Here is a 22,779-nt window from a genome sequence, read left to right as displayed (position 1 = left end):
TTAGTGTCTAACCTCGGTATTCATTATTGGTAACAGTAATTTAGTAATTTCACCAGAATTAATGCGCTCTATACCTTGTTTCGTATCAAGCACTAGGCAACCATCATTATCGATTTCTCTAATTATCCCCGTTAGGTTCATTTGACCTCGTTTTAGTTCTACTGATTGTCCAACACCGACCACCTTTTTACGATATTGCGGTATATAACGCCCGTCCTGATAATCCTGGTACATGTCAAAAAAGTAATTAATTAAAGAACCGACAACTTCATTTCTTGATACAGTCATTTCATCAGTCAGCGCACCTGCTTTTTGAGAAATCTCCTCTGGAAATCCACCATCAGGCGTGGCAAGATTCATACCAATACCCACAGCTAAAGATGAAAACTGTTGACTTTCAAAGTCCGTAATAGCTTCGGTCAAAATACCACCAACTTTCTTGTTGTTGTACAATAAGTCATTGACCCACTTAAACTGAAGATCGATATCGAATACCTCTTTAACCATTTTTGAGACAGCTACTGCCGTACTGGTAGTTAAACGACCGGGATTTACTATCGTCTCCACAGGCAGTGGCAAAGCAAAAGTGACGTACATGCCCGTATTTTTCGGCGAAAAAAATTTTCTTCCTAATCGACCAATTCCTGCCGACATGCTCTCACTAACAATAACCGTATTTTTAGTAATTTCGCCAGAAGAAAGCTTCTCTCTAGCATACACATTAGTAGAGTCAATCGTGTCAAACACTCTCAGATCCACATCAGATTTTAAATACTTTTTAATGCCAACAGCAGAAATTTTAGTGCCCTCTAAATATCGGTATCCTTGTCCACGAACACTCTCGATGAGATGCCCTTGAGACTCAAGCTTTTTAACAGACTTCCATATAGAAGTTCTGGTAATCCCTAACTGTTGCGCGATTGCTTCACCAGACACCCAATCGCCTGCTTTATTAATCAACAAAGCCAACAATTTATCAGCTGTACTCATCACTTTCCTCCACTATTATCACAATGTTTACTTTATAATTAATTTTAGTTAACAATTGTTCTTTCGTCAAATCAAATAAAAAAACAACTCCGAAGAGCTGCTCTTTTATTATTCAATTCCCGAACCCGGTTCAATTGAATCCGGCAATATCGTTACAGTAACAATATCGTTCTTCTCAGCAGACAAAATCATCCCCTCAGAAAGTTCACCAGCCATTTTTCGTGGCTTCATATTAGCAACAATAGCAACCGTTTTACCCACCAAAACAGCAGGGTCTGAGTACCATTTACGAATACCCGACAAAATTTGGCGTGGTTTCCCTGATCCATCATCAAGCGTAAACTTTAACAATTTTTCAGATTTGGCAACAATTTCTCCGGCCGTAATTTTAGCAGCCAAGATTTCAACTTTATCAAAATCATCATAAGTAATCAAATTCTTAGCTGGCGCTACATGAGCTTCTTCTTTTGCTGCCTCTTTAACCGCACGCCCTTTACCTTTGGTATCTTTTGAAACTAGCCCTGAAATAAAGGCCACTTCTTCTTCAACATCTTGGCGTGGGAAAATTGGTTCACCCTTCTTGACAACATGACCGCCAGTTGGTAACTTACTGAAAGTCAAACCTGCAATGGCAATACCTTTGTCAGAATAATCTAATCCTAATTGATCAAAAATCTTCTTTGGTGCTTGTGTTAATACTGGCTGTAACAAAACAGCAGTAACACGTAATGCACCAGCCAGATGAGCCATTACGCTAGACAAAACTTCCTTTTCATTTTCATCTTTTGCCAACACCCATGGTTGTGTCTCATCAATATACTTATTTGCACGACGGATGATTTTCCAAACACTTTCAAGAGCGTCAGCAGTACGTAATTCTTTAAAGTTCTTATTGTATTCAACAATGGCATCTTCTACAGTTCTAACCAAGTCTTCATCAAAAGGAGTCTTGCCTGTTAGTAGCTCGGGAATAACCCCATCCACATATTTATTGATCATGGCTACTGTGCGATTCAACAAATTACCTAAATCATTAGCTAAATCATAGTTAACACGCGCCACAAAATCTTCAGGTGTAAATACACCATCATTACCAAATGGCATTGAACGCAACAAATAATAACGAACTGCATCTAGACCATAGCGTTCTTCAAGCACTTCAGGATAGATTACATTACCCTTTGATTTAGACATCTTACCGTCTTTCATCACAAGCCAACCATGACCCACAACTGATTTAGGTAACTCTAATCCCAATGCATGCAACATAATTGGCCAATAAATAGTATGGAAACGGACAATTTCTTTTCCAACAAGCTGAACATTTGCAGGCCAGAACTTATCAAATAGGGTTGTATCGTCCGAATTATAACCTAGAGCAGTAATATAGTTAGCTAATGCGTCAATCCAAACGTAAATCACATGCTTCTCATCCCCTGGTACTGAAATACCCCAGTTAAATGACGTACGTGTTACCGCTAAGTCTTCCAGACCTGGTGCAATGAAATTATTAATCATCTCATTCATTCGTGCTTCTGGTTGAATAAACTCTGGATGTGTCTTGTAATAATCAAGTAGCCAATCCGCGTACTTACTCATCTTGAAGAAATAGGCTTCTTCTTTAACTAGCTCAACTTCATGCCCTGATGGTGCTTTACCACCAATTACTTTGCCTGCGTCATCACGATAGACTTCGGCTAATTGAGATTCTGTAAAGTACTCTTCATCAGAAACAGAGTACCAACCTTCATACTCACCTTTATAAATATCCCCATTTTCTAGTAATTGCGTAAAGATTTTAGCAACTGCTTTTTCATGACGATTTTCAGTTGTACGAATAAAATCATCGTATGAAATGTCCATAAGCTTCCACAAATCTTTGATTTGCTTAGCCATGCCATCAAGAAAATCCATTTCAGATATGCCTGCAACTTCAGCTTTTTGTTGAATTTTCAATCCATGTTCATCTGTACCAGTTAAAAAATAAACATCTTCACCCAGTAAGCGGTGGTATCGTGCTGCTGCATCAGCGAGCACCGTTGTGTAAGTGTTTCCCAACTGCAACTTACCAGACGGATAGTAAATTGGCGTGGTAATATAAAAGGTCTTATCCTTTTTTACTGAAAATTGCTGTTCTGCCTTTGAAAACTTGTCATAAATGACAGCCGAATCAGTGTGATTTCCGGTATTAAACAAAATATTATTTGGTTCTGACATATGAGTCTTCCTCTTTCTTTAAAACACCCACAATAAAAAGAATCGTCTCTTTCTACGTTAAGCATGATTTTTACCGTATGAGGTAAAGTTATATTAAAATAATTATAACTAAAATCAATAATTTTTCATAGAGACTCAAGTTATTATTTATAATATATTGAGGCTTTTACGAATTAATTCAACTTTTAAACGCGATTGCCTAGATATAGTTTAAACTAATTAATAAGCAATCGAAATAAAACTTAAAGGAAATCAACATGGATCAACTTGAAATGATTAATCGCTATATGAAAGACGCACTTGCCAAAGATAATACTGGACACAGCATTGATCACATTAACCGCGTCCTTGCACTGGCTAACAAGATTATGGCTCATGAGAAAAACGCAGATGCTTTTGTTGTACGTGCTGCTGCATTGCTGCATGACGTCTATGATGATAAATTATACGATAGTCAAGAAGATATTCTTGCAGCAAAAAATAATATGATTTCATTTCTTCTATCCATTGGTGTGCATCCAGAAATGATAGAAGAAATCACCTATATCATCGACAATATGTCTTGGTCTAAGTCACTTGAAGGTGCTCAAGCGCTCAATATCAATGGGAAAATTGTACAAGATGCTGATCGTCTAGAGGCTATGGGAGCCATTGCTATCACACGAGCAATTACTTATGGCGCAGTAAAAAATCGTGTATTATATGATCCAGAAATTCAACCACATTCGCCACAAAATAAAACTGATTATCGCAACCAAAAAAGTACAACAATTAACCATTTTTATGAAAAACTATTACTCATTCAAGACAAATTAAATACTGACACAGCACGCAAAATTTCTGAAAGTCGTCAACAGTTCATGCTATCATTCTTAGCGCAATTCAAAGCCGAGTGGGAACTGGAACGCTGATTTCTATTATCTTTTTTGTTGATGTTTTGGTGTAGCATAAATGTTATGATATAAGGACTTGAAAGAGAGAGAATCATGGCACGAAAACGTACTTATAAACGCAAAAGTAAACCACAAAATAAGATACTATCCCTTCTGATTCTAGTTGTTGTTGCCGGATTTTATTTGTGGCAAAACTACGAATCGACAAATACTTCTACTGAAACATCTCATCCAACGGTAACTGCCCAATCTGATCAGGCCCTGCTCAATTTAAAATGGGATGGGACGCTAGATGGTGACATCGTTCATGTCAACAACAATAAAGCAACCTTCACAGATGCTCAAATGAAAGAAACTTTCCCAAGTCAAGCATCTAAGCTCAATCCAGTTGACGGGTTAAGCCTCTCAGCTCTTGATTCGTTAGGGCGTTCGCAACAAGGGAATTTCGTAGCCAGTAAGTCAGCCATATCAAAAGTTACTAAGCGACCGGACCGTATTCCTTACACTGTCCGACCATCTGGTTGGTTTATTAACGATCACTACGATGGTACTAAATGGGCAGGTGGCTATCATGATAACCCTAACGTTAAATTGGGCAATGGTACGCAAGCGCTTTGGAATAAATCTCACATTGTGGGCTATCAATTTTTCGGGTTACCCACGATGGTCACAGAAAATATGATTACGGGTACACGTGTTGAAAATGCCTATCCAGGTCAGCTCGTCCCTGAAAATGATATTCGCAATGCTATCCAAAATAATCCAGCTATTACAGTCCGTGCACAGGTCACGCCACTCTACGTTGGCAACGAACGGCTTGCTCGCGGTGTTCACTATATGGCTAAATCGGTTGAAGACAACGGTAAAACGCTGAATCTAAACTATTGGATTTTTAACGTACAGCCAGGCATTCAAATTGATTATGCTACAGGAAAAGCAACTGTTCTAGATTCCGCTAAGTAGCTTTTAAAAAAGTAGTAGATGATATATTCATCTACTACTTTTTTACTTATATAAGTTTTCCGTCCTGCATAACCATAGAACTCGAATGGCCGGGGCCGCGTCGCTGTGGATCAAAAAATCGAATTGCAGCATTAACTGCTGTTGGCGCTTCACCAAATCCAACAGCAATTAAATCTGCTTTCCCCTCATAATGGCTAGCATCCCCAATAGCAAAAACGCCGGGTATCGTTGTCTGCATCGCTTGGTCGACGGAAAACGCTTGTCCTTCATTTTTTGGTTGTATATCCCAACCATGCACAATTTTATTTTCCGAAATAAAACCATAATTAATAATTAAATCATCAACACAAATATCATTAGTTACCTGATCATCTTTCACTTGCGCTAACGTAATTTTTAATTTACCGTCACTTTGTTTTTCAATCTGTGATACTTTTTTCGGCGTTTCTTTGATAACTGATGATTGGTTCAGTTGTTTCACACTTTGCTCCATCGCACGAAATTGATCCCGGCGGTGAATAATTCTTGTAGAATGGGTGAATTCATTAAGCATCGTAGCCATATCAATAGCTGAATCACCACCACCAGCAATCGCTACATCATGGTTGTCAAAATCATGTTTATTCGTTACAAAATAGTGAATTCCTTGGCCAACCAGTTCATCAACGCCGGATACCTGCATCTTACGTGCTTCAAAAGAGCCTTTACCTGTTGTGATGATGATTGTTTTAGCCTGAAATGACGAACCATTGTTGATGGTCACTATGAATAAGTCGTTTGTTTTCGTCACATTGGTCACAGTTGTTGAAGTTTTGATATCAATTGGAAATAACTTCATTTGCTCAGCCAATGAATCAATCAATGCTGATCCTTTAATTCCTGTGAATCCGGCAACGTCAAGAATTTTTTTCTCTGGATATAACGATGTCACTTGCCCGCCGAGTGTTGCCAAACTTTCAACTAGCACTGCTTTAGTATCACGTAATCCGGCATAGAAAGCTGTAAACATACCAACTGGTCCACCCCCTATGATTGCTACATCATATAACTCTGTCATTTAAATATTCTCCGATTTTACTTTATTGCAACGTCATTCTAACATTGCGTTAATTTAAAACAAAAATAGTTTTCGTCCGTTATAATTAATATATATTACAATTTGGAGGAAATGTGCGTCTGCACACAATTACAATTTATGGCTACTAAAAAAATGATTCTTGATCTGGATACTGGCGTGGATGATGCTCTGGCGCTCGCCTACGCTGTAGCTGATCCAAATGTCGATTTGATTGGTATTATCTCTAGTTATGGTAACACACTTGTTGAAACGGCCGCACAAAACTCACTGAATTTATTACATTTACTTGGTGCTGACGATGTCCCCGTATTTATTGGTGCTAGCCATTCAAGTACAACCAATAATTTTGAAGTTATGCCTATTTCACAGCTTATTCATGGTAAAAATGGCGTAGGTGAAATCACCTTAGAAACTTCACCAAGACAAGTTGAAACCCAATCAGCTATTGATTTTTTAATTGAATCTGCTCATCAATATAAAGAGAACCTAATTTTTATCCCAACTGGACCTCTCACCAATTTGGCCGCAGCAATTGAAAAAGATAATGACGTGGCTACCTTGATTGGTAATACGACGCTAATGGGCGGTGCTCTAACTGTACCAGGTAACGTAACGCCTTTTACCGAAGCAAACATTCACCAAGACCCTGAAGCGGCTGACTTTGCTTTCGTTCATCAGCAAAACTTAACAATGGTTGGCCTTGACGTTACTCTCCGCACGCTGCTAACGAAAAAAGAAACTGCAGCATGGCGTACACTAGGAACCTTAGCCGGAGAAAAATTTGCCGACTTAATGGATTTCTATATTGATGCTTATGCTAACTTAAACATCAATAAGAATGGTGCTGCCCTCCACGATCCACTAGCAGTTGCTGTTGGAATCGATCCTAGCTATGTTACATCAATTGGCTTAGCTATGCGGGTAACATACGACAAAGAAAGTGGCGATTATGGCCGCACAATCGGTGATAAAGAGAAACTTTTAGTCCCAACAACTACTAAAGCTGCTGTTTTAGTTGATTCAAAAAGATTTGTTCATGATTTTCAAAATCTAATGCTAAATGTGCTTCAATAACATAAAAATGATTCACCATACGACACCAAACCTAGTTGTTCGTATCGTGAATCATTTTTTGTGCCAAAAATACTGTACTTATTCTCTAATTTGTCCTTCACCAAATACTTCATACTTAATTGTGGTCAATGCACTTAGTCCCATTGGTCCACGCGCATGAAGCTTTTGTGTAGAGATACCAATTTCTGCGCCAAATCCAAATTCAAAGCCGTCAGTAAATCGGCTTGAAACATTTTGGTAAACAACAGCAGCATCAACAGTATTCATAAAATCAGTAACATGATTAAGATTTTCACTAATAATTGTTTCTGAGTGATGTGTTGTATGGTCATTAATCCAGGTAATTGCTTCATCGTTATTGTGAACAATTTTTATAGCCATAATTAAATCGTTATACTCAGTATCCCAATCTTCATCACTTGCGCCAATTACTCGACTATCTATACTACGAGCTTTTTGGTCCCCGCGCAACTCTACACCAGCAGCCAATAAATCATCAACAATTTTTGGTAAAAATTCCCCCGCAATTGCCTCATGAATTAATAGTTTTTCGGCAGCATTACAAACTGCGGGTTTTTGTGTTTTGGCATTATGAATGACACGAATAGCCTCATCCTGTTTGGCACTATCGTCCACGAATATATGTGTGTTACCTGCGCCAGTTTCAATAACCGGTACCGTTGCATTTTTTACAACAAAATCAATAAACTGGCCTGAACCACGCGGAATTAATACATCAACATAGTCACGCAAATTGAGTAATGTATTGACTGAATCATGTGTTGTATCCGTGATTAGCTGTATTATATCTGGGTTTAAATGGTGTTTACGTAACACGTCACGCAAAATATTCGTTAAGATAATATTTGACTCGATAGCCTCTTTACCACCGCGTAAAATAACTGCATTACCTGATTTAAAGGTTAATGCGGCAGCATCTACGGTCACATTCGGGCGCGCCTCAAATATCATAGCCACAACCCCTAGTGGCACTGTTTTTTTAACAATTTTGAATCCTGTATGATTTTTCCAATTGTCATATGGGCCTGCCAAAGGATCAGCTAACTTAGCGACCGCTGACAGCGATGCTGCAATATCGCTAATTGTTTTTTGGTCAAGCGTCAATCGATTACGCATTGGACCCGAGAGCTGCGTAGCTGCATCCAAATCTTTTTTATTCGCTGCCACAATTTCTTGCCAGTTATTTACCAGTGCTGACGACATATCCAATAATATTTGATTACGAATATCTACTGACAAATTAGCGACATCAGAAGTCACTAATTTGGCACGCTTACCAATTTCTTCTACTGCGTTCATAGACTCATTCTCCTTGAAATAATGTTCCCACCGTTTTACCAGCTATTACTTCTAAAATCAAGGCTGGATTATTACCGTTAATTAACACCATTTTACCACCATTTTTCATCACAAATTCACCAGCAGCAAGTTTTGTGCTCATCCCACCTGTTCCCAAACCAGAAGTCGATCCGGTGGCGCTCATACGGATATCATCAGTAATTTCCGTCACCTTATCAATGGCTTGCGCAAATTCATCAATATTAGGGTTAGCCGTATACAAACCATCGACATCGCTCAAAATAATTAATCCATCGGCACCAATTTCACGTGTCACAATAGCAGCTAAGCGGTCATTATCGCCAAATGAATGCTGATGGTCAAGCTCATCAACTGCAATCACATCATTTTCATTAACAATGGGAATCACGTGCTGTGAAAACATCATTTCAATAGCATTCATTGTGTTTTCAAGCATCACTTTATTGTCGAACACATCATATGTCAATAAAACTTGTCCAATTAATTGTTGATAGAATGCAAAACTTTGATTGTACAATGACATCAAGTATCCCTGACCAATGGCAGCTAATGCTTGCTGTTGTGGAATTTCTTGTGGTCGTTTTTCTAAATTCATCTGATCCAATGCCACACCGATTGCCCCAGATGTAACTAATAAAATTTGGTGACCAGATTTTTGTAAACTGGAAAGTGTTTGTGCCAACCGATTGACTACTGGGTAATTAATTTGCCCATTACGATTAACAATTGTGCTCGTACCGACTTTAACAACAATTCTATGCCAACTATTCATTATATGTTCCTTAGTTAATTTTAATTATTATATCAAAAAAATCCCTAACTTCAAAATTTTCGGGATTTCTCAAAATGATAGTACACCAGTTTGCGCTAATTTAGCATCAATCATGTCCAAGACTTTTGCACCTGACTCTTCATTTTCCACAAAATCAAAATGGTCACCATCAATCTGGATTTTTGGTGACCGGTCGTACGCCGCAAACCAATCATCATAACGTGAATTAAGTTCTTTGTAATAGTCATATAGTCCCGGATTTGCTTCAACTTGCTCAAATGAACGACCACGTTTTTTGATTCTTGCGAGCATAGTATCAAAACTAACACGAACATGAATTAATAAATCAGGATCTTTAGACGTTGCGCTACCAGGAATTTCAGCCATCATATTATTAACCAATGACTGGTATATATCTACCTCAGTTTGCGTTGCGCGATTCAAATCAGCTGTCAATTGGAATAGTAAAGCATCTTCAAAAATAGAACGATCTAAAATATTTTTGGCATCCACTTGGGCTCTTTTTATTTGTTCTAACCTTTTGTTTAAAAAATAAATTTGCAGCAAAAAACCATATTTCTTAGGGTTTTGGTAAAATAATGGCAAAATTGGGTTATCATCAACACTTTCATAAAACGCCTGTGAATCTAAATGTTTTGCCAACATTTTCGTTAAACTCGTTTTGCCAGCGCCGATGGTGCCTGATAGTACAATCATGCCATTTCTCCTTAGTTTCAAATAAAAATATTACTAATACAGTATATCAAAATTACATTATTCCTGCTGAGCAATTGTTTTGATGGTCAAATATTGTATCATCTACCCGCCTTTTTTAAAGTTTGAATATATTTTTCCAGTGTGAGGTGATGATTAGTAATATATGTTGCATTGGGCACACCGACGTATCTAAAGTGCCAAGATTCATAGTCAATCCCCGTTTCCTTTATAGACTGACTATCACTTGGATAACGCAAGATAAATCCATATTCCGGTGCATGTTTTATCAACCACTGCTGTGATTTGAATTTATCCATGCTCGCTTCTAAAGAAGGATATGCAGCCAAGGCATCATTACCTGCTAAATCAACTGCTTGTCCCGTTTGGTGCTCCGAGGACCCTGGCACCTGAATTACGGACTCAGTCAATCTTTTGGCCTCTGTCGCGCTCATCCCATTTGATTCATATTGACTAATTGAATTGTTATAGACGGTGGTTTGATATGCAATGGAACGATACCCCGATACTAAGGTTGTCGCGTAACCAGCCTTTTGAGCTGCTGAGCGAAAATTTGCAAGAGCTTGCGCGATTCGTTGATCAATTTGTTTACTATCGACAGTGACCTTCGTAAAGTTCAATTCTGTTTGATAGGAATGATTTTTATTGACCAATACTAAATCCCAATCTGTCGTTTTTACACCTTTTGGTAAATCATCTACTTTTTTTACAGAAGACGTTTTAGCGATCTTGCCAGTGTTCTTGATTGGTTGTTTAGTATGAAAAAAGCCAATAACAGCCACAACAATCAGCATAATAACCAACACAATTAAAAGCAGATGTTTTTTAACCTTCTTCCCAGCCTTCCGTTGCATTCTTCCTCTCCTCGATATTTAAAATTAAAATAAAAACCAGCAAACAAAGTTTGCTGGTTTCATATAGTGGTCAGCCAGGGGCTCGAACCCTGGACCCACGGATTAAGAGTCCGTTGCTCTACCAACTGAGCTAGCTGACCATTTTTCGTGTTTCACAACATAAAATATATTATCATATTTTTAGATATCGTGCAACATAATATCTAATTATCATAAAACTTCTACTAGAAACACGAAGCCCCGATGAACTAACGCGTTCACCGGGGATATTTATTGTGAGAGAGAATATTTGAGAGAGAAGAGAATAGTATATTCGGGAGAGAATATGAGTTATTTATAGTCGCGCGGGAGAACGCGACTTGGCTCCCTTTTGCCGTGAGGCTTCGTGTTTCTGATGTGATGCTCATCAGTTATACCGCTTATACTGTCCAATCCTCCAGATCATAAATTTATCGAATGTTACATTTTAGTTCAACTAGGCTTGTTGTTTGAGATAACTTGCTTTGTTGATGTTTATAATATAACGTTCTAAAATTAAACTCACGTAAACTGAGGATAAATTGAAAATTAAAGTAATGTTTTTGCCAAATAGAAGCAGCCCAAGATGCCGGCATTATCGCCATTAGCAACGGGTACGATATATTCATCCAAATCAGGAACGGCTAAATAATCGCTCATTTGTTCAGCAAAACTTTCGCGAATTAATGGGAATAAGATTTCACGATGAGGTACACCGCCACCAAAAACAATTTTTTCAGGGCGTAAAATCATTGTGTAGTCAAGGGCTGCTTGCGCAAGATAGAAGGCTTCAATCTTCCAAGCAACATCATCATCTGGAATTTCCTTCGCACTACGTCCCCAACGCTCTTCAATTGCTGGACCAGCAGCTAAGCCTTCCAAACAATTGTCACCATGGAATGGGCAATGTCCTTCATATTTATCAAGGGGATGCTTTTGTAAGAAAATATGTCCTGCTTCAGGGTGTCCATATCCAGCAACCAACTTGCCACCAGAGACAATTCCTGCACCTACACCAGTACCAACTGTCAAATAAACCATGTTATCAACATCTTTAGCTGCACCAGTTTCAAACTCAGCCCATCCTGCGCCATTAACGTCAGTAGTCCAGTAGTAAGGGATATCGCGCCAAGCTTTCATGGCACCAAGAAAATCATATCCCGACCACCCGCGTTTTGGTGTATCTAGAACGTGACCATATGTTGTTGATCCCTCTACAATATCAATTGGCCCAAACGCTGCAATACCAATTGCATCAATATCGTCAAACTTATCAAAAAAAGCGATGACTTGCTCTACTGTTTTTTGACCATCGAGCGTGGGAAATGATGTTCTCTCAACAATATTATATTCGTGGTCCGCAACAGCGACCACAAACTTCGTTCCACCTGCTTCAATTGCTCCTAATAAACCCATGATTTAATTGCTCCTTTTTCACGAAATCATCGTGTTTGTGTTAGACGTTAACCAGTTACTACAATTACATTGTAATCGTTTACACAAATATTTTCAATGCTTAAAAATAACGTGCTGTCATGACCGATTGATTATTGTTTGTAAACACTTCAATAATGTCTGTGTCAACAATTAATAATGCGTGATTAATATCTCCTACAACCTGCCTTTTTTCAATTTCACCATTTTCCCACTGGCGACGTGATAATACGAGTTGGTTTTTGTTTCGAACTAAAGTCATATTTTCCCCAAAAGATAATGTCCAATTGTCGTGAGAATCAATTGTATATTGACCCACTTCAACTGCACCAAAATTCGTCAAAGATTTTGTATGCAAAATTTCTGGAATGGGTGTCTGTGTCAAAATATTGTCCGGCGTCACGTGTAATACGCGTGGAATAGTTAACACATGAACCCAATTGTTGCTAGCAATCGTTGGGATCGAGGCTTCACGTTCTGGTGTCATCATACCAGCCCATCCCCACATTATTTTACGCCCCTCATTGGTATGCATGGTTTGTGGCGCATAAAATTCAAATCCCTTGTCAACTTCTTTAAATTCAGTTTCCGGTTTAAAATGCAACGTCTCTTCATCAAAAGTACCGACAACATAACCTGTGTTATGAATATTTTGATAACGATGGTTCTCTTCATCCGCGGATAATCCTTGCGGTGAAAACATTAAAATTTGCTTACCATCTATCTCAATTAAATCTGGACATTCAATCATATAGCCACGAATATCAGTTAATTCACCTTCAATTAACGAGCCATGTAACTGCCACTGACTAAAGTTTTCTGATTCATAAATAAGAATGTCACCTATATTTGCATTCGAACGTGCACCTACCATCAAATAGTATCGCCCGTTCTTTCCCTGCCAAACTTTAGGATCTCTGACATCTTTTGTAAAACCTTCTGGATGAGGGAATAGTTCACCAAGTTTTTCAAAGTGAATTCCATCCTCACTAACGGCCCACATTTGATGAGACGCCACACTTCGGCCAGATTCATCGCGAACATTCCCTGTATAGAAGACATACAACTTATCATCTTTAACAAATGCTGTACCAGAATATATTCCAGCTGAGTCCATGCCTGGAAGAGAAGGCTTTAAAGCTGTTTCCAGACGAGTCCATGTTTTCAAGTCGTTTGAAACAAAATGTCCCCACTCCTTATATTTGTGGTTACAAGCATGTGGATTCCATTGGAAAAACACATGATATTGTCCTTTAAAATATATAAGTCCATTTGGATCATTCAATAATCCTTGTGTTGGATATAAATGATATTTTTCAAAGTGATTGATGTCATCTTTAATAAGCATGAATTATTTTAGTTGCGTATTCTTGATAAATACGTTTTCCCCTTTTTTGTATTTATGCTGGCGCACCAACAGCTGAATCACTAGCCTTTGGTATGGCCGTTATAATCTGATGGCCTGCTTGTATATCATTATCGAAAGTTTTATCTACCACAACGTCATTAAATGCTTTTGTGTTCGTGATAATGACCATAGTTGTAACAGGATATCCAGCTTTTTTAATGGTATTCGTATCAAAGGTACCTAATTTATCACCTTTTTTAACTTTTTGTCCTTGTGTTACAAAACTTTCAAATCCCTTACCTTCAAGATTAACCGTATCTAAGCCAATATGAACTAATATCTCAACACCATCATCCGTCGTTAATCCATAGGCATGTTTTGTTTGATAAGCTACTGTAATTTTACCATCTGCCGGCGCGTAAATCGTACCATCACTCGGTTCGATTGCTACACCCTTGCCCATCATTCCAGTTGAGAAAACATTATCTTGGACATCGGCTAACTGCATTAAATGACCTGAAACAGGTGCATCGACCTCAAAACCTGCTTCATGTTCAGTAACTGCTGGATTTACTGGTTTATTATCTGACTTAGAAGCTGGCATGTGTGAACGACCGTAAGCTAAGGTTGCTGTAAAAGCAATCACGAATGATAACGCAATAGCAATGAAGAATCCTACCCATTTGTTAGCTGGGATAGCAATAAAGCCAATTATACCAGCTGGTCCCAGCGACGATGACATTACTTGAAACAATCCCATTACTAAGCTAGAAATTCCTGCTGATCCCAAAGCGATGAAAAATGGAAATTTATACTTTAAATTCACACCAAACATTGCTGGTTCAGTAATACCCAGCATTGCTGAAGCACCTGATGATGAAGCCAATGCCCGTACTTTTTCATCCCCTTTGCTTAAGAAATAAATAGCAAATGTTGCAGCTCCTTGCGCCACGTTAGATGCAGCGGCAATAGGGAAAATGAAATCACCACCTGTTTTAGCAACATCTGCCAACAACTGTGTTTCGATTGCCGGAAAACTCTGATGTAAACCAGTAATAACAATGGCAGAGTAGAATGTACCAAAGACCCCGTAACCAATAAAGCCAAACGTCGTAACCAACCATGTCAAGCTATCAGTGATACCATTAGAGACGATTCGTAATACCGGACCCACAACAATAAATGTGATAAACCCAGTTAATATGATAGACAACATCGGTGTAAACGTAAAGTCAATAGCACCTTTCAAGTGCTTATGGAAAAACTTTTCCAAGTTAGCTAAGATGAATGCCACACCGATCACCGGTAACACTTGACCTTGATAACCAGCTTGCGCAACTGACAAACCAAACAAGTCCCATGTTGGCATCTTCCCAGTGGCAACCGCTTCGGCAACATTATATCCGTTGACTAAACTAGGCATAACTAACATCATACCAGCAGCTGCTCCGAGAATTTCGTTCCCTCCAAAGCGTCTTGTTGCTGTAATGCCTATCAAAATTGGCAAAAATGCAAACGGTGCAGAGGCCATCAGATTGATCATTTCTGCTAAACCTGTGATTTGCGGAAACATTTCAACCAAAGATTTAGCGCCAAACATTCCCTCACCCGTTAGAATGTTATTCAATGCCATTAATAGACCGCCGGCAACCAGAGCTGGAATCAAAGGAACAAATATGTCTGACAATACTTTAACCAAATCCATCAAAGGATTGCTTTTCCCTGATTGTGCTGCAATTTTTTTCAAATCGGCAGTTGAAGCTTGCTCAACACCGGTAATTTTAACAAATTCATCATAAACACCATTAACATCGCCTGGTCCAACAATAATTTGATATTGTCCGTTAGCGTTAAATGTTCCTTTAAGATCGGAATCGTTGTCTAAGGCATCCTGATCGATCTTTTTAACATCTTTAATCACCAACCGTAAACGCGTAGCACAGTGTGCAGCGGCTACAATATTATCCTTGCCGACAGCATCGGCAATACGCTTTGCTACTTTATTATGATCCATTTTGCTGCTCCTCTAAATTTCTTTAAGTTTTTTGGAACCGTTTCCATTTCTTTATAGACTCATTGTAACCGCTTTCAAAAATAATTGCAACCTCCTTTTTAAGCTAAATATTACAAGTTAATGACAACGCTTTCATTGGGTTCATGGTAATATGTGTCTATGGAAAAAAAATTGACAATAACTGATATTGCTAATATGGCTCAAGTGGCAAAAAGTACTGTCTCCCGCTATTTGAATGGCGGACCGGTCAGTGCTAAAACCCGTGAAAAAATAAATAAAGTTGTTACCGAAAATAATTACCAGCCCAATACCTTTGCGCAAAGTTTAAAACAGAAAGTCAATCACACGATAGGTGTGATTGTGCCTAGGCTCGATTCATCCGCCCAAGTTGAAATGCTACGTGGTCTAGATGATGCAAACGAAAATGATACTTTCTTGATCGTCAATACCTATCAATCGACTAAACGTGAACTCGCTGCTATTGAAAAATTACGTACACAAAACGTTAGTGGTTTGATTGTTTTAACAGCTAATTTAAACGACGAGTTGCGTAACGCATTAACTGAATTTGACGCACCCGTAGTTATCCAAGGACAAGAAGAACCTAACTTTCATCGCGTAGTCATGAACGATCTGCAAGCTGGAACCGTTGTCGGTGAATTTGCTGCATCGCTGCATCCTCAAAATACTTTACTGTTAAAAATTGATGAAACACTGGATTGGGCCATTGGTCATGATCGTTTTCTAAATATTAGAAAAAAACTGTCCACTAGCAAGGTGACTGTCGTTAATTCAAAGTTCAGCATAGCAGAAGCAAAAGTAGCCGCACAACAAGCGATGCAGTCCCAAAATTTTGATTTAATTATCGGTGCTACTGATCGCATCACAATCGGTGCTCTTCAAGCTGGTTTAGCAACTGGACAAAATGCCCGATATATTGGATTTGGTAAATCCGATTTAAGTACGACTGTTACGCCAAACTTAACTAGCTTTGAATATGATTTTTACCAAACTGGGAAAAAAATTTATGAACTATTTTGTACTGTACGCGATGCCAACCCATCTAACACTATACGTACTGTATTAGATGGCGAACTCGTTGTGCGGGATTCAACAGAGAAATAATCATTTAATGTTCACTTTATCTTCAATTTACATGAATTTAATTTTAGAACGTTATATTATAAACATCAACAAAGCAAGTTATCTCAAACAACAAGCCTAGTTGAATTAAAATATATCAAATAATAAAATCTGAACTTGGAGGATTGAGCAGTATAAGCAGCATAACTGATGACCGTCACATCAGAAACACGAAACCCCATGGCAAAAGGGAGCCAAGTCGCGTTCTCCCCGCGACTATAAATAAACTTATATTCTCTCCCGAATATACTATTCTCTTCTCTCAAATATTCTCTCATAATAAAAAATCCCCGGTGAACGCGTTAGTTCATCGGGGTTTCGTGTTTTAATGATTGCTTTTTTTATTCCTTAACATTTTTGATTGATCGGCAAGCGGACAACCAATGTCGACACAATCATGACAACCACCACTAGCATTTTTCTTAAAAAATTTATTATATATGACCAATGCAAACAAGATAAAAATGATACCAGCTATGATAAATGTTGACATATTGACTGACCTTTCTAATACAATTCTAGTTGTTGCGGGCGCTCACGTTTGATAAAAATACCATACAGCATCAACCCAATAGCGATGAACGATAACGTAACAAAGTACACCGAAACATTACCTTGAATGATTTCACTCACTTGAAAAATACTGAGGGCACACATATAAGCCACAACAGTTTGATAGATTACCGCGCGCCAAGTCCACAGTGCATCACCAAATTCTTTATACATAGCACCGATGGCAGCAAAACAAGGTGCACATAATAAGTTAAAGACAAGAAACGAATAACCCGCCATAGGGGAATAAGTTTGTCTTAAAGTGCTCATAAATGAGGCAGTGCTTGATGAACCAAAAGTAATGTTTAATGTGCTAACACAATTTTCCTTGGCAATTAGGCCAGCAATCACTGCAACGGTTGCATGCCAGTCACCAAATCCTAATGGTGCAAAAATAGGTGCTATAACCATACCTATGTCTCTTAAAATACTGTCGTTTTGCTCGACCATTTGAAATTGAAAATTAAAATTGGACAAAAACCAGATGGCAACACATGACGCAAAAATGATAGTCCCTGCTTTTTTGATAAAGGCATGTGCTTTAATCCACACACTGTGGCTAACGTTACCGATACTAGGCAAATGATAAGCAGGCAGCTCCATTACAAATGGCGTTGGCGGTTCTGAAAAAAGCTTTGTTTTTTTCAAAAAAATACCTGAGCCAACAACCGTCAAAATACTAATAAAATAAGAGGTTGGTGCTACCCATGAATTTTCTGGAAAAAATGTTCCGCTAACCAGCGCAATAACGGTTAGCTTAGCTGAACATGGCATAAAAGTTGTTAACATAATTGTCATACGACGATCACTTTTACTTTCAATCGTTCGTGTCGACATGATGCCTGGTACACCACAGCCCGTTGAAATTAACATGGGGATGAATGATTTCCCTGAAAGATTAAAACGATGAAAGATACGGTCCATAACAAAGGCAATTCGTGCCATGTAACCACAGTCTTCTAGAATACTTAAGCATAAAAAGAGCATCATAATTTGTGGTAAGAAACCTAACACAGACCCAATACCATTAATAATACCGTCAATAATTAAACTCTTCAACCACACTGAAACATGCAAATACGTTAAAATTGCATTGGCACTATTTGGAATAAAGTCCCCGAATAATACATCATTCACCCAATCACTTCCTATTGTTCCAATGGTTTGGATCGATAAGAAATATACAATCCACATTACAAATATAAAGATAGGTAATGCAAGAATGCGGTTAGTGACTACCATATCAACACGATCACTCATACTCATTGAAAAATCACTTGTTCGTACTACACACATGTTTATGATACGTTCTATATAGTCATAGCGTGCATTAACAACTATGCTATCACTGTCGTCATTAAATAATTTTTCTGCTGTGTCAATTATATTGTCAATTTCAGTTTGCTGCTGTGCCATTAATTTTAGATGTCCAACTGCTTCATCACGCTCAAAGAGCTTAATCGCATACCATCGCAACTGATCTGCTTCGATAATGTTAGCAATCTGTTCTTCAATCATGGATAATGCCGATTCCAACCGCTTATCATAAACTGCATGTGGATAGGTTTTTGGCTGATCAGTGTTAGCAATCACCTGTCTAGTCAGAGGATTGATGTTTTTCTTTTTTAACGCACTAATACTTACAACCGGCACATTCAGCAAATAAGATAATTTTTTGGTATCAATTCGATATTGTCTTTGTTTTACTAATAAATCCAACATATTCAAAGCCAAAATAATTGGAAGACCAGTTTCCATTAATTGCAAACTAAAATAAAGATTACGTTCAATATTTGTTGCATCGAGCACATTGATGATCTGTTCAGGTTTATCATTAATTAAAAAGTTACGAGTGATTACTTCCTCTGGACTATATGCTGATAAGGAATAAGTTCCAGGTAAATCTTGAATAATGATGTCGGGATTATTTTTTAAACGACCTGACTTTTTTCAACTGTAACGCCTGGCCAATTTCCAATGTGTTGATGCGAACCTGTTAATAAATTAAATAGTGTTGTTTTCCCACTGTTTGGGTTACCTGCTAAGGCTACTGTACATTGTTTATTCATAGACTAAATCTCTGTTAATACAACTAGTTGTGCGTCACTTTTTCTTAAGCTTAATTTATAGCCTCTGACTACCAACTCTATCGGGTCCCCTAAAGGCGCCACACGGTCAACTTTAACAACGGTATTTTTTGTGATACCCATATCCATCAAGCGTTTACGCAATGCTTTACTACCAAGTATCTTGGCTACCACGCCTGGTTTATTGATGGGCATATCGGATAACGTTTTAAAATGATCCATGGTAATTTCGCTGACTGGCGCTACACTAATTTGACTAGCAATATCATTGCTCACCGCTAAACGCTGCCCTTGAAAATAGATAATCAACCCTGAAGTATGATCAGGCAGAGATATTACTTCAATACTTTTCCCCGCTTTAATCCCTATCTCTGCTAGTCGCTTGGTTAAGCGTCGGCTACCAGTCAATTCTCTAATAATGTAAGTCCCTTTTCCAGCTATTTCAGATAACATTTGCATATTTATTTCTCGTTTATCTTTAAATTGTAATTTTTTACGTACTTACAAGTATATTACTTCCCTCTAGATTAATCAATCATTAATTTTAAATTATAATAAACTCATCATAATATCGAAACAATAAAAAAACTATCAAGGAAATTCCTAAATAACGTTTAGAATCACTTCTCTTGATAGAATTATATTACTTGTCATTATATCCTGATGGATGGTTTTTATGCCAATTCCAGGCTGTTTTGATGATATCTTGTACATTATCATACCTAGGGGCCCAGCCAAGCACATCACGTGCTTTGTCTGAATTAGCAATCAAAATATCGGGGTCACCAGCTCGGCGGGGACCAATCTTGGCGGGAATGTCAACTCCAGTAGCTGATCTAGCTGCTTCTACCATCTCTTTAACAGAGAATCCAGTAGCAGATCCCAAGTTAAATTGATTTGAATTGTTTCCATCGGCTAAATACTTCAATGCCAAAATATGCGCATCAGCCAAGTCCAAAACATGGACATAATCACGAACATTGAAACCGTCAGGAGTATTGTAATCGTCACCAAACATCTCAATATATTCACGTTGGCCTAAGCCGGCTTGCAAAATAATTGGTACTAAATGCGTTTCCGGCGTATGATCTTCTCCAATCGTGCCATCTTCCGCAGCACCTGCTACGTTAAAGTAGCGCAATGCAACCCACTTAACCCCATCCGCTTGATCAGACCAAGCCATGATTTTTTCCATCATTAACTTTGATTCCCCATAAGGATTAATTGGTCGTTGTGGATCTGTTTCTTTAATAGGAATATTAACAGGATTACCATAAGTAGCTGCCGTTGACGAGAACACAATCTGTTTAACATCGTGATCTTTCATCACCTCTAGCAAAGTAATCATACCACTAGTATTATTATCAAAGTACTTTAGTGGATTTGCTACAGATTCTGGAACAATAGAAAATGCTGCAAAGTGAACAACTTGTTCAATATTTTCTTTGTCAAACACTTTCGACAATGCTGCCTTATCACGAATATCAACTTGATAGAATTTTGCTTTTGGATTAACCGCCTCACGGTGTCCCGTAAACAAAGCATCAACAACGACAACGTCACGATCTGCTTCTACCAAACGTTTAACCATGTGTGAACCGATATAACCGGCTCCACCAAGAACTAAAATAGCCATATCTTTTTTCCTCTACACACTATTATATCAAATTTTTCGCCACTTGAACTCTGCTTCTGCACTCACCACATTTTCCATCATAATACGATGTTTGGATTCATTACCATTTTGAACTACTTGCGATAAAATCGTGTGTCCAAGCCGAATTTCATTTTCGAATTTTAGATTAATGTATGTGATTTCATGGGTTAACAGATACTCTGGTGCGATAACGTCTTGCATCCATTCAAAATACTTAGAGTTGTTCACATGCTTGTTACCATCAATATCTAAATATCGCACATGATAGTCCCTCTCGGTATATTGATCAGCATCTGAAAATTTCTCAGGGTTAGGAATTCGTGAAATTTGCTTAACTCTTTCTGCATCATACTTATCAATTATGTCTTGTGGTAAACGCGCCATGCGCCGATTTGTCATATCTATCATAGTCCAAATAGAATCAACACGAATTATTTCATTATCATTTTCATCTAAAAAGACGAATGGTCGACGAACAAAAAAAGGATTGTATTGTGTAGCAAAGGTCTGAATACGAATTATTTCACCAATTTTAGGACGTCGCTTAATTATTACTTCATATTGTAAGATAATCCAACCAAGGCCACGACCTAAATGGAAGTCCTGCCCCACGCCAAGTTCATCACTCTGACATTTAGAAGCTAAGACAGCATAATTTAAAATCATTGGTAAAGATAATTTTTGTGTTGTATCAGCTTCATAATATTCAACACGTCTTTTTATTTCATACTTTTTCATACTACTCTATCTCGTGATAGTCCGCATATACTGCTTGTCTATCAAGACCTCGTTCCTTTGCTATTTGTTTTATTGCTGCATTGGGCTTTAGGCCCTTTTTAATCAGTGCTGATACTGCTTCTTGGACAGTTAGTGCCATACTGTTATCTGGCTCAGAAATTTCTCCATGAAAGCCATCAATCATCACTACAAACTCACCACGAATTTCATTTGATTGCGACCACGAAACTAATTCATCAATCGTTCCGCGAATAAATTCTTCATAGCGCTTTGTTAGCTCTCTTGCTAAAACAATACGACGATCGTCACCCATTACTTTTTGGATATTTACTAAAGTTTGCTTTAATCGATGTGGTGATTCATAAAAAATGACTGTATCCCGCATTGTGGATAACTGCTGTAATTCTGCCAATTGTTCACTATTTTTACGTTGTAAGAACCCATAAAAATAAAACGGCTGCGGCACCAAACCACTGGCAATCAATGCTGTCACACCAGCCGTTGCACCAGGAATCGGTACGACGGCTATATTTTCAGCCACAGCTGCCGCAACTAATTCTTTGCCCGGATCAGAAATAGAGGGCATCCCCGCATCACTAACTTGTGCTACGTTTTTTCCATTTCGTAAATCTGCAATTAGGCCAGGGATTTTTGCCTGCCAGTTGTGTTCATGGAAACTAGTTTGTTTTGTCGTGATTGCAAAATGATTTAGTAACTGTTGTGTGTGGCGTGTATCTTCAGCAGCAATTATGTCTGCATCGCGCAATGTATCAATAGCTCTTGGCGACATATCTTGTAAATTACCAATAGGTGTTGGAACTAAAAAAAGCGTTCCTGTCTCTTGATTTTCAAAACTTTTTTGTTGCTGCAT

Annotated in this window: 18 protein-coding genes, 1 tRNA gene and 1 pseudogene; 4 read left to right on the top strand and 16 right to left on the bottom strand. The window is 38.2% G+C overall.

Going from position 1 to position 22,779, the window contains the following annotated elements; genetic code table 11:
- Together A6B45_RS01435 and metG are read right to left on the bottom strand one after the other, a co-directional pair.
- The gene (locus tag A6B45_RS01435; protein WP_072613017.1) at positions 1–990 is read right to left on the bottom strand and encodes a biotin--[acetyl-CoA-carboxylase] ligase; all 990 of its coding nucleotides are present in this window, start codon (positions 988–990) and stop codon (positions 1–3) included.
- Between the two features lie 108 nt (positions 991–1,098).
- A complete protein-coding gene (gene metG, locus A6B45_RS01430) occupies positions 1,099–3,207 on the bottom strand; it encodes a methionine--tRNA ligase (RefSeq protein WP_072613016.1) in 2,109 nt (702 codons plus the stop codon).
- 257 nt (positions 3,208–3,464) lie between these two features.
- Here metG and A6B45_RS01425 point away from each other — a divergent pair, with 257 nt between their 5' ends.
- Together A6B45_RS01425 and A6B45_RS01420 are read left to right on the top strand one after the other, a co-directional pair.
- Positions 3,465–4,118 (top strand): HD domain-containing protein, encoded by a 654-nt coding sequence (locus A6B45_RS01425; RefSeq protein WP_072613015.1) that lies wholly within the window; start codon positions 3,465–3,467, stop codon positions 4,116–4,118.
- Between the two features lie 75 nt (positions 4,119–4,193).
- Complete coding sequence (locus A6B45_RS01420; protein WP_072613014.1) at positions 4,194–5,063, top strand: DNA/RNA non-specific endonuclease; 870 nt, start codon at positions 4,194–4,196, stop codon at positions 5,061–5,063.
- Positions 5,064–5,109: 46 nt separating this feature from the next.
- On the opposite strand, the gene A6B45_RS01415 is transcribed toward A6B45_RS01420, so the two are convergent.
- Complete coding sequence (locus tag A6B45_RS01415) at positions 5,110–6,120, bottom strand: NAD(P)/FAD-dependent oxidoreductase (protein WP_072613013.1); 1,011 nt, start codon at positions 6,118–6,120, stop codon at positions 5,110–5,112.
- A 138-nt stretch (positions 6,121–6,258) separates the two neighbouring features.
- Between A6B45_RS01415 and A6B45_RS01410 the strand changes: the two genes are divergently transcribed.
- A complete protein-coding gene (locus tag A6B45_RS01410) occupies positions 6,259–7,215 on the top strand; it encodes a nucleoside hydrolase (RefSeq protein ID WP_072613012.1) in 957 nt (318 codons plus the stop codon).
- Between the two features lie 78 nt (positions 7,216–7,293).
- Here A6B45_RS01410 and A6B45_RS01405 read toward each other — a convergent pair whose 3' ends face one another.
- The 8 genes from A6B45_RS01405 to A6B45_RS01370 form a co-directional block, all read right to left on the bottom strand.
- Positions 7,294–8,535 carry a glutamate-5-semialdehyde dehydrogenase gene (locus A6B45_RS01405; RefSeq protein ID WP_072613011.1) on the bottom strand — a complete coding sequence of 414 codons (1,242 nt, stop codon included), beginning with the start codon at positions 8,533–8,535 and terminating at the stop codon, positions 7,294–7,296.
- A 4-nt stretch (positions 8,536–8,539) separates the two neighbouring features.
- The gene (gene proB / locus A6B45_RS01400; protein ID WP_072613010.1) at positions 8,540–9,328 is read right to left on the bottom strand and encodes a glutamate 5-kinase; all 789 of its coding nucleotides are present in this window, start codon (positions 9,326–9,328) and stop codon (positions 8,540–8,542) included.
- A 69-nt stretch (positions 9,329–9,397) separates the two neighbouring features.
- On the bottom strand, positions 9,398–10,045 hold the full coding sequence (locus A6B45_RS01395; protein WP_002815908.1) for a deoxynucleoside kinase: 648 nt from the start codon (positions 10,043–10,045) through the stop codon (positions 9,398–9,400).
- A gap of 98 nt (positions 10,046–10,143) precedes the next feature.
- The gene (locus A6B45_RS01390) at positions 10,144–10,917 is read right to left on the bottom strand and encodes a M15 family metallopeptidase (RefSeq protein ID WP_072613009.1); all 774 of its coding nucleotides are present in this window, start codon (positions 10,915–10,917) and stop codon (positions 10,144–10,146) included.
- A 67-nt stretch (positions 10,918–10,984) separates the two neighbouring features.
- Positions 10,985–11,057 (bottom strand) — tRNA-Lys (locus tag A6B45_RS01385).
- Positions 11,058–11,484: 427 nt separating this feature from the next.
- Complete coding sequence (locus A6B45_RS01380) at positions 11,485–12,351, bottom strand: ROK family protein (protein WP_072613008.1); 867 nt, start codon at positions 12,349–12,351, stop codon at positions 11,485–11,487.
- 100 nt (positions 12,352–12,451) lie between these two features.
- Positions 12,452–13,717, bottom strand: coding sequence for a glycoside hydrolase family 32 protein (locus tag A6B45_RS01375; RefSeq protein WP_072613007.1), 1,266 nt, complete (start codon positions 13,715–13,717; stop codon positions 12,452–12,454).
- A 52-nt stretch (positions 13,718–13,769) separates the two neighbouring features.
- Positions 13,770–15,731: a sucrose-specific PTS transporter subunit IIBC gene (locus A6B45_RS01370; RefSeq protein WP_072613006.1), complete on the bottom strand. Its 1,962-nt coding sequence runs from the start codon at positions 15,729–15,731 to the stop codon at positions 13,770–13,772.
- Between the two features lie 159 nt (positions 15,732–15,890).
- On the opposite strand from A6B45_RS01370, the gene A6B45_RS01365 reads away from it, so the two are divergent.
- The gene (locus A6B45_RS01365) at positions 15,891–16,856 is read left to right on the top strand and encodes a LacI family DNA-binding transcriptional regulator (RefSeq protein ID WP_072613005.1); all 966 of its coding nucleotides are present in this window, start codon (positions 15,891–15,893) and stop codon (positions 16,854–16,856) included.
- Between the two features lie 525 nt (positions 16,857–17,381).
- Here the strand turns inward: A6B45_RS01365 and feoB are convergent.
- The 5 genes and pseudogenes from feoB to rsmI form a co-directional block, all read right to left on the bottom strand.
- A pseudogene (gene feoB / locus A6B45_RS01360) lies at positions 17,382–19,495 on the bottom strand (ferrous iron transport protein B).
- Between the two features lie 3 nt (positions 19,496–19,498).
- On the bottom strand, positions 19,499–19,972 hold the full coding sequence (locus A6B45_RS01355) for a ferrous iron transport protein A (RefSeq protein WP_072613004.1): 474 nt from the start codon (positions 19,970–19,972) through the stop codon (positions 19,499–19,501).
- A 184-nt stretch (positions 19,973–20,156) separates the two neighbouring features.
- On the bottom strand, positions 20,157–21,149 hold the full coding sequence (gene galE / locus A6B45_RS01350) for a UDP-glucose 4-epimerase GalE (protein ID WP_072613003.1): 993 nt from the start codon (positions 21,147–21,149) through the stop codon (positions 20,157–20,159).
- A 27-nt stretch (positions 21,150–21,176) separates the two neighbouring features.
- A complete protein-coding gene (locus A6B45_RS01345) occupies positions 21,177–21,908 on the bottom strand; it encodes an acyl-[acyl-carrier-protein] thioesterase (protein ID WP_072613002.1) in 732 nt (243 codons plus the stop codon).
- A gap of 1 nt (position 21,909) precedes the next feature.
- Positions 21,910–22,779, bottom strand: a complete 870-nt coding sequence (gene rsmI / locus A6B45_RS01340) for a 16S rRNA (cytidine(1402)-2'-O)-methyltransferase (protein WP_072613001.1) — start codon at positions 22,777–22,779, stop codon at positions 21,910–21,912.

It is taken from the genome of Leuconostoc suionicum, assembly GCF_001891125.1.
In the GTDB taxonomy this organism is placed as follows: Bacteria; Bacillota; Bacilli; order Lactobacillales; family Lactobacillaceae; genus Leuconostoc; species Leuconostoc suionicum.
The sequence above is the reverse complement of the archived record's forward strand: the minus strand, read 5'-3'. Positions and strand labels throughout refer to the sequence as shown.

Excerpts from the sequence above, each read along its gene's own strand:
- A6B45_RS01345 (WP_072613002.1), bottom strand. The coding sequence starts at position 21,908 with ATGAAAAAGTATGAAATAAAAAGACGTGTTGAATATTATGAAGCTGAT.
- A6B45_RS01380 (WP_072613008.1), bottom strand. The coding sequence starts at position 12,351 with ATGGGTTTATTAGGAGCAATTGAAGCAGGTGGAACGAAGTTTGTGGTC.
- A6B45_RS01425 (WP_072613015.1), top strand. The coding sequence starts at position 3,465 with ATGGATCAACTTGAAATGATTAATCGCTATATGAAAGACGCACTTGCC.
- A6B45_RS01435 (WP_072613017.1), bottom strand. The coding sequence starts at position 990 with ATGAGTACAGCTGATAAATTGTTGGCTTTGTTGATTAATAAAGCAGGC.
- A6B45_RS01420 (WP_072613014.1), top strand. The coding sequence starts at position 4,194 with ATGGCACGAAAACGTACTTATAAACGCAAAAGTAAACCACAAAATAAG.
- A6B45_RS01395 (WP_002815908.1), bottom strand. The coding sequence starts at position 10,045 with ATGATTGTACTATCAGGCACCATCGGCGCTGGCAAAACGAGTTTAACG.
- rsmI (WP_072613001.1), bottom strand. The coding sequence starts at position 22,779 with ATGCAGCAACAAAAAAGTTTTGAAAATCAAGAGACAGGAACGCTTTTT.
- A6B45_RS01355 (WP_072613004.1), bottom strand. The coding sequence starts at position 19,972 with ATGCAAATGTTATCTGAAATAGCTGGAAAAGGGACTTACATTATTAGA.
- A6B45_RS01410 (WP_072613012.1), top strand. The coding sequence starts at position 6,259 with ATGGCTACTAAAAAAATGATTCTTGATCTGGATACTGGCGTGGATGAT.
- A6B45_RS01415 (WP_072613013.1), bottom strand. The coding sequence starts at position 6,120 with ATGACAGAGTTATATGATGTAGCAATCATAGGGGGTGGACCAGTTGGT.
- A6B45_RS01405 (WP_072613011.1), bottom strand. The coding sequence starts at position 8,535 with ATGAACGCAGTAGAAGAAATTGGTAAGCGTGCCAAATTAGTGACTTCT.
- galE (WP_072613003.1), bottom strand. The coding sequence starts at position 21,149 with ATGGCTATTTTAGTTCTTGGTGGAGCCGGTTATATCGGTTCACACATG.
- A6B45_RS01370 (WP_072613006.1), bottom strand. The coding sequence starts at position 15,731 with ATGGATCATAATAAAGTAGCAAAGCGTATTGCCGATGCTGTCGGCAAG.
- proB (WP_072613010.1), bottom strand. The coding sequence starts at position 9,328 with ATGAATAGTTGGCATAGAATTGTTGTTAAAGTCGGTACGAGCACAATT.
- A6B45_RS01365 (WP_072613005.1), top strand. The coding sequence starts at position 15,891 with ATGGAAAAAAAATTGACAATAACTGATATTGCTAATATGGCTCAAGTG.
- A6B45_RS01375 (WP_072613007.1), bottom strand. The coding sequence starts at position 13,717 with ATGCTTATTAAAGATGACATCAATCACTTTGAAAAATATCATTTATAT.
- A6B45_RS01390 (WP_072613009.1), bottom strand. The coding sequence starts at position 10,917 with ATGCAACGGAAGGCTGGGAAGAAGGTTAAAAAACATCTGCTTTTAATT.
- metG (WP_072613016.1), bottom strand. The coding sequence starts at position 3,207 with ATGTCAGAACCAAATAATATTTTGTTTAATACCGGAAATCACACTGAT.